Annotated in this window: 11 protein-coding genes; 3 read left to right on the forward strand and 8 right to left on the reverse strand. The window is 52.2% G+C overall.

The annotated features are described in order from the left end of the window. Positions 1 to 18: 18 nt before the first annotated feature. The 7 genes from H8K43_RS05040 to H8K43_RS05070 form a co-directional block, all read right to left on the reverse strand. Complete coding sequence (locus tag H8K43_RS05040; protein WP_186902821.1) at positions 19 to 717, reverse strand: hypothetical protein; 699 nt, start codon at positions 715 to 717, stop codon at positions 19 to 21. After that, the gene (locus H8K43_RS05045; RefSeq protein ID WP_186902822.1) at positions 714 to 3,488 is read right to left on the reverse strand and encodes a DUF1631 family protein; all 2,775 of its coding nucleotides are present in this window, start codon (positions 3,486 to 3,488) and stop codon (positions 714 to 716) included. Before H8K43_RS05045 ends, H8K43_RS05040 begins: the two co-directional genes overlap by 4 nt. 335 nt (positions 3,489 to 3,823) lie before the next feature. Further along, positions 3,824 to 4,435 carry an acyl carrier protein phosphodiesterase gene (locus H8K43_RS05050; protein ID WP_186902823.1) on the reverse strand — a complete coding sequence of 204 codons (612 nt, stop codon included), beginning with the start codon at positions 4,433 to 4,435 and terminating at the stop codon, positions 3,824 to 3,826. A 50-nt stretch (positions 4,436 to 4,485) separates the two neighbouring features. After that, positions 4,486 to 5,331 (reverse strand): symmetrical bis(5'-nucleosyl)-tetraphosphatase, encoded by an 846-nt coding sequence (locus H8K43_RS05055; protein WP_186902824.1) that lies wholly within the window; start codon positions 5,329 to 5,331, stop codon positions 4,486 to 4,488. Then, on the reverse strand, positions 5,328 to 6,434 hold the full coding sequence (hemH, locus tag H8K43_RS05060; RefSeq protein ID WP_186902825.1) for a ferrochelatase: 1,107 nt from the start codon (positions 6,432 to 6,434) through the stop codon (positions 5,328 to 5,330). The genes H8K43_RS05055 and hemH overlap by 4 nt, the downstream gene beginning before the upstream one ends. 127 nt (positions 6,435 to 6,561) lie before the next feature. After that, complete coding sequence (gene recN / locus H8K43_RS05065; protein ID WP_186902826.1) at positions 6,562 to 8,208, reverse strand: DNA repair protein RecN; 1,647 nt, start codon at positions 8,206 to 8,208, stop codon at positions 6,562 to 6,564. Positions 8,209 to 8,399: 191 nt separating this feature from the next. Continuing rightward, positions 8,400 to 9,293, reverse strand: a complete 894-nt coding sequence (locus H8K43_RS05070; RefSeq protein ID WP_186902827.1) for an NAD kinase — start codon at positions 9,291 to 9,293, stop codon at positions 8,400 to 8,402. Between the two features lie 164 nt (positions 9,294 to 9,457). On the opposite strand from H8K43_RS05070, the gene H8K43_RS05075 reads away from it, so the two are divergent. The 3 genes from H8K43_RS05075 (at position 9,458) to H8K43_RS05085 (ending at position 11,673) form a co-directional block, all read left to right on the forward strand. Beyond that, positions 9,458 to 10,168, forward strand: coding sequence for an HAD family hydrolase (locus tag H8K43_RS05075; protein WP_186902828.1), 711 nt, complete (start codon positions 9,458 to 9,460; stop codon positions 10,166 to 10,168). A 35-nt stretch (positions 10,169 to 10,203) separates the two neighbouring features. After that, the gene (hrcA, locus tag H8K43_RS05080) at positions 10,204 to 11,223 is read left to right on the forward strand and encodes a heat-inducible transcriptional repressor HrcA (protein ID WP_186903029.1); all 1,020 of its coding nucleotides are present in this window, start codon (positions 10,204 to 10,206) and stop codon (positions 11,221 to 11,223) included. Between the two features lie 66 nt (positions 11,224 to 11,289). Continuing rightward, on the forward strand, positions 11,290 to 11,673 hold the full coding sequence (locus H8K43_RS05085) for a response regulator (RefSeq protein ID WP_186902829.1): 384 nt from the start codon (positions 11,290 to 11,292) through the stop codon (positions 11,671 to 11,673). Positions 11,674 to 11,791: 118 nt separating this feature from the next. Here H8K43_RS05085 and fur read toward each other — a convergent pair whose 3' ends face one another. Then, positions 11,792 to 12,238: a ferric iron uptake transcriptional regulator gene (fur, locus tag H8K43_RS05090; RefSeq protein ID WP_186902830.1), complete on the reverse strand. Its 447-nt coding sequence runs from the start codon at positions 12,236 to 12,238 to the stop codon at positions 11,792 to 11,794. Between the last annotated feature and the right edge of the window lie 75 nt (positions 12,239 to 12,313).

Consider the following 12,313-nt stretch of genomic DNA (forward strand, 5'->3'; position numbering starts at 1 on the left):
TGTAAGCCTTAGATCCGCTTAGTTTACGCGACACTTGCCGCTGAGTGCGGCTTTTGTGACAAACGGCAGTGCCGCCAAGCCTGTAAAGGAAATGCCAGCCGCTTTGGCAGGCGCAAATTTCAGTGCGTCCTGACCGGTGCACGCTGGCAGTGTGGCTTGCTGTAATTGTTGTTGCGTGCGCTCGCTGTCGCTGAGTGGCGGCGTTTGCAGCGAGTGACCAGAGGCCTGTGCCATTTTCTGTATATCGGTTCTGGCATCACGCACAGCAAGGCGCAGGCTATCCGGATTTAACAATTTGCTGCGTGGTGCCGCATAAATGTCAGTCTCTGAAAACGGTTGTTGCTGAACTGATGGTAAGTCATCCGTGATTTTTTGTTGGCTTGCTTCCGGCTGATGCTTGTCAGTATAGGGCTGAGCCGATGGGGAAATCCGTTGCTGTTGCACGGTATCCGGCTCATGCTGTTCTTTTCGACTGCTGGCTGTTGCGGCGTTTTTCAGTGATGGGCTGCTTGTTTCTTGCCGGACTTTCGCAGCCTCAGGGAGCCATACCTGTAACTCAGCTTGTTCAGGACTCCCCGGCATATGGCTGGTTCTGACTTGCAGTGCGCTCAGCAGCAGATAGCAAATACCTGTGGCAGCGATAACTGTGCCTAGTCTTTGCTGCCAGCTGTGACTGCTCAGCTGCGCCTCGTTTTCATTCCACATCAGTTGCATCATGCGACAGGCGCATCGAGCATATCGGCATTGGTCAGCAAGGCCTGTACCGCCCGCTCAAACAACGGTTCAGCTTCCAGGAAACGGACTCTGCCATGGGCGATCATACGCCGGAACATGCGTACGCTGACGACCGATGGCTCCGGCGTGCCAGTCAGACTCAGCACCAGATGATTTTGCTCAGGATCGACCCAGTTCAGTTTGCCTGAAGTGGGTTTAATTCCCAGATTCACTTCCAGACTTACACCACAACGCAGCCGCTCAAGTATCACGTCATCATTAAGTGCGCTATCTGTCTCAGGCAGGCTGGCCAGCAATGCCGGGTCTACTTCCTGATCCAGCAACTGCACTTGGATATCCAGATCCTGTATTGCCTGTTCCAGAATTTTCTGCGTTTCACTGGCGGCCAGTTCCGCATCGATATGCTTCATGGTCGCAGTCTGATAGGCAAAGCCTGAGAATAGTTCGTGCAGAGCTGGCAGGGTGTACAGGCGCTCATTATCCGGGCCGGGCGCCGCCCGCAAAGCACGGGTATGCGCATCAACCAGCCAGTCCATTAACTGCTGTTGTTCTTTAGGCGCAAATGCGATATTGCCCAGGCCTTCACGCAGAGTATTCAAAATCAAAGGCAGTAACGCAAATAACTGAGTCTTATCTTCCTGCTCCAGCTTGGGCAAAATACTCCATAGCAGATCCGGTACTGTGAGGCGGTAGCGCAGGCCACGTTTTTCGTCTGCGCGCTCGGCGAACTCTATCGCCTGTACCCAGCTGGTTTCGAGAAATTGTCCAAGGTAGGCATCCATGTTCAACACATGCAGCACTTCATGCAATTGTGCACTGATGTGCAACAGGCGCAATGTGCGGTGCTGCACGTCTTCTATCGTATTGACGGTGATCGCGATGTGCTCGTCACTCTCACGCAGTTTTTTGGCGATGAAGGCATCCAGCTCATCCAGCATGCGGGAAAATAACAGCGCACTTTCACTGTCATCATCCAGCAGCGTTTCGACGATGCGGCAGATTTCTTCGGCGATATCTGCACCAGTCGGATCTATCTGTTTCAAACCTAGCGAAATAGAGCCAACGCGGTTGATCAGCATGCGCGCAGGATGGCCTTTTTGCGTCAGCAGGCTGGGATCACGTAAGGCGACTTTCAGCACCAAAAATTGCAGACGCCCAAGCTGAGCGCGGATTTCAGCAGGTACGGTGTGGTCGCTCAGGATGAATTCAAACAGCATGGCGACCACATCGATGGTCATCTGTTCGTCAACATCCTGCGTCATTTCATTGAGCGAAGATCTTTGTTCGAGAATCAGATTACGGATTTCGCCGTATTGATTGAACATGTGCTCAACCGGTGTCTGAAATGCCTTTTGCAGGTAATGGACAGACTGCACGATGCCAGAGACAGGTGCTGGCGCCAGATTTTCTTGCCAGGCTGCTTGCGATGCTGCAGTTGAGGTGCCTGGCGCTGCTGGGGTAAATTCGTCAGCCTGATGATTTGCCTGTCCAGCTACGGCTTGCGGCAAAGGGCCGCCATCTTCTGTGTCTGATGTCGAATGGAATTGCTGCGCACCTGCAGCCGGTTCCCCATTCGCCTGTAGCGGATTGCTATGTGCGGGTGCAAACAACTGACGAATTGCTTTGCCGATAGAGCCTTGCTTACCCAGCCAGCCCGGGTTCATACTGGCAGACCTGCCTGTGTGCGCTGCATTTGTGCTGGCAGCGCTTGCTGTTGATGTCTGACCGGTGGCAGCCTGAGCCAGCGCGGCAGTCATATTCATCGCTGCAGGCATGACTGCCGTATTGTAGAGATTGTTATTGGTCGAATTTGCCGGCGCCGCTCCGCTGGCGGCTACGCCTCTGACCTTTGCCAGCAATTGCTCCAGCCTGCCGGGTGCGGGCAAATCCGGCATGGATGGCATGAAACCTCCAGGCTGGCCATGCATGGCGCTCATGCCGTTGGTGGCCTGCATCGGGTTCGTGCCTGCGGCATGGCCGTGGTGTAGGGCTTGTGTAGCGGCATATGGAGCAGGATATTGTTCTTCCCCTTGTGCAGCAGAATACGCTTCTGCTGAACTGTTAATTGCATTGTTACCCACGAAAGCGGGGACTGCCTGGGCTGCTCCGGTTTTTCTGATCTTGAATTGCAGTTCAGCCGCGATCCCGTGTGCGGCCAGCATTTGATTGATTTTTTCGTAGATATCCTGAATGTATCGGCGTAACACATAGGCCAGTTGCTCATGCATGATACGCGACAGATCGGGCTGCAGCTTTAATTCATCCAGCGCATTTGCGATACAGCGCGTCAGGATATAGGGGCGGAATGGGTTTTCTCTTTCCTTGATGGTTTCCTGGCCAAAAATCAGCGCAATACGAATATTCAGATCCCGGATCTGATCCTCAGCCTCAGTACGAAAGCTTGCGGTAGTTTCATTCAGCATCAACTCATTTTCTAATACACTGGAATCCAGCAGTGACAAGCCACTGCTTTCCATGCGCAACAGGGAGCTGGGCCGAAAAGTGTTGTAGGTAGTCTGAAAACTGCGTGTGAGCAGTGCGTCCAGGCTGTTTTCCAGTTGCGCCAGTAAGGCATCTGCTTTGCGGCTGATGGTGTACGCATGCAGCAGATTTGCCTGCTCTGATGAAGAGCGGGCAGCTTCGGCTAATTTGAAAATATTTTCTTGCAAAGTGGGCAGGCTGTCCTTTACCGCTTGCAAAAAAGCTGCCTGAAACTGCTGGCGCGCAGCAGGCAAAAGCTCGTTCGGATCCATTACTTTCCTTCACGACAGAACATGAATTTCCCGTTCGGCGCATTGTGACTCCGGCCTTGAGTACGAAGTAAAACTGCGCTCTGTGAAATATTGTAAAAAAAATATTGATATAGTATAAGGTCGATGAGTATGGCTGTGTTTCGTTTACGGCAGAAATTCAATATTGTTGACAAATATTACCGAAATGAAAACATGTACAAACAAAATTTTTAGTTTGTACTGAGCCCTGATGCCCGCTCATCGCCGCTTCGGGTCCTGCCATGACGGGCGCAACTTCACTGCTGCTACCCTCGCCAGGGTCTTGTAATGACGAACACAGGCAGGTTCAGCTGCGTTTAGTGACAATCTGAACAGTTTAGCCGGATTTCGGCGCGGCTGATTTCTGTGTAATGCTGCAACTGAGGGAAAAACAGCAGGAATTGCTGGTCGAGATAATCATGCGCTTCCCTGAGCACAGGCAAGCCAGCGATCAGCGCATCACCATTACGCGACAGCCGTCTGGCGGTTCTTTGCACCGCCCAACTGACACCATCCCAATGTGCATAGCCACCCAGCCAGTCATGCGCCACCATATGATCGCTGATGTCGAGTAGCCTGGGCGGCAGTATGGCTTTGTACTGAGCAATGCCTTGATAAAAGCTGGTAATCAGGCTGGCGCGCGGCTGTGGACTGAACTTGTTCCAGTGCGCAGACAGCAGAAAATCAAAATAAATATCGAGCAGAATACCGGCATAGCGGCGGCTGTCAGCGGGGAACACGCTTTTTGCCTCCAGCACAGCAGGATGGCGGTCCGTATAGCTATCAATCAGGCGATGGATTTTGATTTCCAGATTCATCTCGTCTGGAAAATCAAAACTATGCCGTACCGGCACAAAGTCTCCTAAAATTCCACCTAACATGGCGGCCTGGCTGTACTGAGCCAGGAAAATATGTGCCAGAAAATTCATGCAGACTTTCGCTTTGCAGACTTGCCACCGTAAGCCGGGCTAGCCTGGCTTTAGCTGTTTTTACCCGGTTTCTGTTGCTGAGGGCAATCGATTTGTATCACATGATGATCATGCAGCCGGACCGCAGTGAGCTGACCGCCCCAGACGCAGCCGGTGTCCAGGCTGATCAGATTGGATTCAACGATCAGGCCCAGCGTAGACCAATGGCCAAATACCACACACTGATCTGTTGACTGACGTGGTAAATCAAACCAGGCCTGATAGTGATCCGGCGCTGCGCGTTTGCCTTCCTTGATGGCAAAGTCCATGCTGCCGTCCTGATGGCAATAGCGCATACGTGTCATGGCATTGATGATGCAACGCCAGCGTTCTGCACCTTGTAAATCCTCGCTCCAGCGATCAGGCTGATTGCCATACATGACGGCCAGAAAATCCAGCCAATGGTCGGATTGCAGCATCTGACTGACTTCAGCGCCCAGACACTGTGCCTGCGCGATGCTCCAGTCCGGGAATAAGCCTGCATGGATCAACAAATGGCCTTGTTCCAGATGGGCCAGCGGACGCTGGCGCAGCCAGTTGAGCAATACTTCACGGTCTTCCGCCTGCAAGATATCTTGCAGAGTATCGGACGGATGCGGTTTGCGTAGGCCGTGCGCCACCGCCAGCAAATGCAGATCGTGATTGCCCAGTACTGATTCGGCCCGGCCCGCCAGTTGCAGCTCGCGTATCAGGCGCAAGCTGTCCAGCGATTTGGGGCCACGGTTGACCAGGTCACCGGCAAACAGATAGCGCGCACCTGGGGTCTGTGCCTCGGTTTTTTCCAGCAGTTCACGTAACTGATCGGCGCAGCCCTGGATATCGCCGATAAAGTAGGTGACTGAGGCAGTTGCGCTCACAAAGGCGCCCCGATCCGTTTGGCTTCCGAGCGGCTGATCAATGCCTGTTGTTTTTGCTCTTCGCGCAGACTGACGGTCATCATCGTTGGCCAGCCTATCAAATGCTGCTCGGCGATTTCTGCCAGCGCGCGTAACCAGGATGGTGACTCATTCAGGCAGGGGATGTAATTGAATTCCTTGCCGCCTGCATGTAAGAAGTCTTCCCTGACTTCCATCGCAATTTCTTCCAGCGTTTCCAGACAGTCTGCGATAAAGCCGGGGCAAATTACATCGATACGTTTAGTGCCTTGTTGCGCTAATTCTTTCACCGCATTCGAGGTGTAAGGCTGCAGCCATTCTGCGCGGCCCAGGCGGGACTGGAAAGTCACCAGATACTGGTCTTTACTGAGCCCCAGTTTCTCTGCCAGCAGTCTGGCGGTTTTATAGCATTCACAGTGATAAGGATCGCCGCGTAACAGAAAAGCCTTAGGCAAACCGTGGAAGCTCATCACCAGCTTTTCAGGGCGGCCATGGGTTTGCCAGTGCTTGAGCACAGACTGGCGCAAGGCTTCGATATAGGCATCGTGATCATGGTAGTTTTTGACCAGACGTAATTCCGGCACATTGCGCACTTGCTGATAATGCTGGAACACGGCATCAAAATTGGATGCGGTGGTGGTTGCCGAATATTGCGGATAACCGGACAGGATCAGTATCCGTTCATAACCCTCGGCTTTGAGCTTGTTCAGCACCGAAGGGATAGACGGTGAGCCGTAACGCATCGCATAGGTGACGTGTACTTCATGGCCACGTTCACCCAGATAGCCTTTGAGCAGCAAGGCTTGTTTTTCCGTATGGACTTTGAGTGGCGAGCCGTCTTTAGTCCAGATAGACGCATATTTTTTGGCGGATTGCCCGGAACGGAAGGGCAGGATGATGCCATTCAGGATCAGCCACCATACCGGACGTGGCACTTCCACTACGCGTCTGTCCCACAAAAACTGTTTCAGATAACGGCGCACTGCCGAACGTTCCGGCGCATCCGGTGTGCCGAGGTTAAGCAGTACCACAGCTGTTTTACCGATCTTGCCATGAGAGTAGTCGGGTTCAGGATAAAAGCGCATATCAGTGAGTAAAATAAGTTTTTCGGTTAATTGAAACTATGTGAAACTAAGTGAAATTGAGTGAAACTAGGCTGAAAACAGTCAGCGCAGGTTACAGGCTGCGCTACATGCACGGCTATAGCCTATCTCAGGAGGCTAGCAGCTCGCGTGCGTGTTTGCGCGTGGTGGCTGTGATCTCCAAACCTCCCAGCATACGCGCAATTTCTTCCACACGTTGCTTGTTGTCCAGCGCCGTGATGCTGGAGATGGTTTTGCCATCAGCTTGCCGTTTGCTGACCTGAAAATGTTGATTCGCCTGACTCGCCACCTGCGGTAAATGGGTGACGCACAGTACCTGCCTTTCCTGACCCAGACGCTTAAGTAAACGTCCGACCACTTCGGCCACTGCACCGCCTATGCCGCTGTCGACTTCATCAAAAATCAGGGTGGGCGTCGCGGTGGCACAGGAAGTGATCACAGAAATCGCCAGCGATATGCGTGCCAGTTCGCCACCGGATGCCACCTTGGCCAGCGGGCGGGCCTGTACGCCGGTGTGACCTGCGACTAAAAATTCCGTTTGTTCTAATCCGTAAGACGCCGGTTCGCAAGGCTGTAAAGCGATAGAAAAACTGCCGCCGCGCATACTCAGATCCTGCATCGCGGTGGTGACTGCCTGTCCCAGCTGGGCTGCGATATCGCGTCGTGCATGGCTGAGTTTTTTCGCCAGTTCCAGATAGGCTTGCTGCGCTTTTTCTTCTTGCTGGCGTAGGGTTTCCAGGTCGCTGGCGTCGGACAATTGATGCAATTGTGCCGACAGGGTGTCCAGTTCCAGATGCAGTTTATCTGGCGCTACATGGAAACGCCGGGCTGTGCTGTGTATCACATCCACTCTTTGCTCAACCTCGCGCAGACGGGCCGGGTCCAGTTCAGTGCGATTCAGGTAGTCACTCAGCGCATAGCTGGTTTCTTGCAAATGGATGCAGGCCGTATCCAGCGCATCAGTCACCGGTTTTAAGGCGCTGTCATAAGCCAGCAATTTCAGCAGACGCTGTTGAATTGAAGTGAGCTGAGACAGTATCGCGTGATCGGCATCCGATATCGCGCCAGCTGCCTGCTGCGCGCCGTCGAGCAGGCTGACAGCATGCGCAAGTTTGCTGTGTTCCTGGCTGATTTGCTCCCATTCGCCAGCCTTGAGCTGCAGCTTGCTGAGTTCGCCGACCTGCCACTCCAGCCGTTCACGTTCGAGTAAGACGTTCCTGGTATTGGTTTCAAATTCTTCGCGCTGACGGGCGATACTGCGCCAATATTGAAACAGCCGTGCGACCTCAGTTACCAGGCCCTGTAAGCCACCTTGGGTATCGAGCAAATCACGCTGCACTTCATTGCGCAGTAAGGCCTGATGCGCATGCTGCCCATGAATGTCGATCAATAGCTCGCCGAGTTCGCGTAACTGGGTGGCTGTCGCAGTGATGCCATTAATCCAGGCTTTGGAGCGACCTGCATTATCGATAGTGCGGCGTAAAATCAGCTGACCGTTGGCATCTGCAAACTCATGCTGCGCTAACCAGTGCTGACTGGCGGCATGGGTGGAAAATTCTGCGCTGATGTCCGCCTTGGCGGCGCCTTCCCTGACCATACTGGCATCGCCGCGTCCGCCCAGGCTCAGGCTCAGGGCATCGATCAGTATCGACTTACCGGCGCCGGTCTCACCGGTCAGCACGCTGAAACCATGGGAAAACTCCAGTTCCAGATGGTCGACGATCACGAAATTCCGGATGGCTAGGGTACGCAGCATAGCATTCGCTTATCAATGATGGTTACTGTAGGGTTGGTCTGAAATTTGGTCGGAAATCCAGCAGCTTATGGCGGAGGTAACTTCGTTTGCAGCATAAGAACAAGTGCCACAACATGAGCGCAAACTGCTGCAATTCCCGCCATTATAGGTGAGTCCTGTTACCGTATGAATGCCGTGAGCATGTTACAGCTTCAGTTGAGTGCACCGGATACCGTCGGGTATTCATTCCAGTGCAGTTTTTCACGCAGGGTATGATAGTAGTTCCAGTCCTGAGGATGCAGGAAGGTCACGTTATGCGCTGAACGTCTGACGATGATTTTGTCCCCATGCTGCAAACTGGCAAAGGTCTGCATATCGAAGTTCACACTGATATCGCGGCCGGCAGCGATTTCGATCACGATTTCGCTACTGTCCGGCAGCACGATAGGGCGGTTCGATAAAGCATGTGGCGCGATCGGCACCATCACTATCCCTTGCAGGCTGGGATGCAGCAGCGGTCCGCCCGCAGACAAAGCGTAAGCCGTCGATCCGGTCGGGGTGGAGATGATCAGACCGTCAGAGCGCTGGTTGTACATAAAATGGGTGTCGACATCGACCCGCAATTCGACCATGCCGGAACCGGCGCCGCGCGCCACCACGATATCGTTGAAGGCCACGCCGCTGAAAATCTGGTCGCCTTCACGCACTACGATGGCTTGTAACAGTGAACGGCGTTCAGAGACGTATTTTCCATCCAGCATATCCGTCAACACCGGCAACATGCGGTCGCGTGGAATATCCGTAATGAAGCCCAGCCGGCCCTGATTGATACCGATCAGCGGTATGTTATACGGTGCCAGCTGGCGCGCGATGCCTAACATAGTGCCGTCACCGCCGATGACAATCGCAGCGTCTGCGCTTTTGCCAATTTCAGCCACGGACATGACGGTAAACTGATCGATTTGCAGATGCTGTGCGGTCTCTGCTTCGATCACGACCGTATGGCCTGCCTCATACAGAAAAGCGGCCAGCTCGCTCATGGATTCGAGGATGCCAGCGGCATTATGCTTACCAACAAGTGCAATCGTTTTTGGGTGTACAGTCATAAATTCACATTGAGTTCTGCGCTGCTGCGGCTGGCCCTGAAGTAATTGCATGCGGATCAGAGCCTTTGCTAACGCAGTTTTCCAGCTATTTTTGCGAAATGCTAGGAGAGCTTGCTCAGATTAGACCATAATTCATAGAGTTTTGAATCAAATGAGTGCTGAATATGACAATAAAAGCGGTGTTACTCGATCTGGACGACACCTTATGGCCGGTTGCACCTGTGATCCGGCATGCTGAGCAAAGCCTGTATGACTGGATGTGTCTGCATACTCCGGCAGTCTGTGCGGTACATAGTATAGACAGCCTGCGTCAGCGCCGTAATCAGCTGGTCAGCACCGACACGCGGTTTTCTTATGATTTGTGGGCCTTACGCCATACTTTACTGACCCAGGTATTTCGCGAACATGGCGAGTCTGAACCAGAGTCGCGTGCCGATGCAGCGATGCAGGTTTTCGCCCATGCACGCAATCAGGTGCAGTTGTTCCCGGATGTGCAGACAGGTTTGCAAAGCCTGGGACAGCGCTTTCAACTGGGGACGGTATCCAATGGCTTTGCGGATCTGGAGCAGATTGGGCTGGCGCCACATTTTCAGGTGTCACTGGCCGCACACCGCTTTGGTTGCGCCAAACCCGATCCGCGCATTTTTCATGCCGCCTGCGATGCCTTAGGCGTGTTGCCGGAACAGACGCTGTATGTCGGTGATGATTTGCAGCTGGATGTGCTGGGTGCGCAACAGGCAGGTTTGCGTAGTGCCTGGATGTATCGTCACTCCCTGTCTGCGCTTCCTGCTGAAGCGGCGCATATACAGTTAGACCTGCAGGTAAGTAATTTGCATGAACTGGCGCAAATTCTTGAGACACTTGAGACACAATAAGCTGTCTCTGTGACAGCTTGGTTTAGAATGACATGATGCAACTTGATATCCGTGCTCAAACATTATTAAAAGCCTTGGTTGAACGTTATATTGCTGACGGTCAGCCGGTAGGGTCGCGCGCCTTATCGCGCATATCTGGCCTGGAGTTGTCGCCAGCGACGATACGCAATGTGATGGCCGATCTGGAAGAGATGGGGTTCGTTGCCAGTCCGCATACTTCGGCTGGGCGGGTACCTACACCACGCGGCTATCGCGTGTTCGTTGATGAATTGCTCACGGTGCAGGAAATCAGTGAAATTGAGCTGGAATCGCGTCTGCAGCCTGGCAGCTTGTCTCAACCACCTCAAAAAATTATTGCCAATGCGGCGCAAATATTGTCATCTCTGTCACAGTTTGCCGGGGTGGTGATGACGCCAAAAATCGGTTCTGTGTTTCAGCAAGTGGAGTTTTTACGCTTGTCTGAAAAACGGATTTTGCTGGTCGTGGTGGCACCCAACGGCGAAGTACATAACCGCTTATTGCTGACCGACGTAGATTATGGCCCATCCCAACTGACGCAGGCGGCCAATTACCTGAACCAGAATTTCAGCGGCATCAGTTTTGACGAGGCCAGGTTACGTCTGAACGGCGAGTTACGTCAGTTACAGACGGATATGACCAGACTGATGCAGGCAGCGGTCGAGGCGGGTAGTGATGCCTTATCCGATCAGGAAGACGGCATGGTGATTTCTGGTGAGCGCAATTTGCTCAATGTGCAGGACTTATCGTCGAACATGAGTTCTTTGCGCAAGTTGTTCGATATGTTTGAGCAAAAAAGCGGTTTGCTGCAGTTGCTTGATGTTTCGAGTAAGGCAACCGGGGTGCAGATATTTATCGGTGGTGAGTCGCAATTAGTGCCTATGGATGAAATGAGTATTGTGACGGCACCATATGGTGTAAATGGAAAAATAGTCGGTACTTTGGGGGTGATAGGCCCAACCAGGATGGCTTATGAGCGCGTGATTCCTATCGTTGACATCACGGCCAAGCTGCTTTCTAACGCATTGAGTCAATAAGCCCGCTATACTGAAGTGAACAACACGTTGGCTTTGTTTTCGTATCCTGTCTGAGAAACGAGAAATATGATGAACAAAAATGTGTCTATTCTGTTGATTGATGATAATGACATCACGCGCGAGGTGTTGCGAGTCGTTTTGCGTGGTGAAGGTTATAACGTGGTTGGCGAGGCCACAGATGGTGGTAGTGGCCTTGAAATGGCACTGAAACTGAGGCCAGATATCATATTGCTGGACGTCGTGATGCCAAAAATCAGTGGCCTGGAAATTTTGCCAAAAATGAAGGATTTGGTGCCTGAGGCACGCATTTTGATGGTAACCGCAAACAAAGATCAGGAAACCGTCAGCGAGGCGGTAAAAGCTGGCATACATGGCTTCATCGTGAAGCCATTTAATGCGCAAAAAATTATAGATACCGTGGCTGGCGTCGTCGCCAAAATGGGCAAGTGATGCAGTGGAAGAATTAAAAGTAACTAAAAGACAAAACGTTGCGCAAAATTAGTGCACGCTGATGCTACTGAGGGTCGTAAATATGGCTACTTTGTAATTTATTTTTATTGTTGATTAATTAACTTTGCTTGTTTTCCTTGTCTTTGTGCTCGCACTTTTCTTTGGTGCAGTTCCCGTAAATCGCCAGTGCATGTTCTGCAATTTTGAAGCCGCGATCCAGTGCAATCGCATGTTGTTGCTTCTCGATTTGCTCATCGTAAAACTCTTCTACGCGTCCGCAATCCAGGCAAACCAAATGGTCATGGTGTGAGCCTTCATTCAGCTCGAAAATTGCTTTGCCCGTCTCAAAATGATTACGATGCAATAAGCCCGCCTGCTCAAACTGCGTCAGCACCCGGTAGACGGTCGCCAGGCCCACATCCATATTTTCATTGAGCAAAATTTTATAGACGTCTTCGGCGGTCAGATGGCGTACTTTACTGTTTTGAAAAATTTCCAAAATTTTCAGACGGGGTAAAGTCGCTTTCAGGCCGCTGGCTTTCAGGTTTGAGGTGCTGTTTGTCATGTTTTCATTCAAAAGAGTGCTATCTGCTTTATGATATCGGGTTTTAGGGCATGTTGCTCGATTACTGAGGTTACC

Source organism: Cognatundibacterium curvum, from assembly GCF_014284235.1.
GTDB classification, from domain to species: Bacteria; Pseudomonadota; Gammaproteobacteria; order Burkholderiales; family Burkholderiaceae_D; genus Undibacterium; species Undibacterium curvum.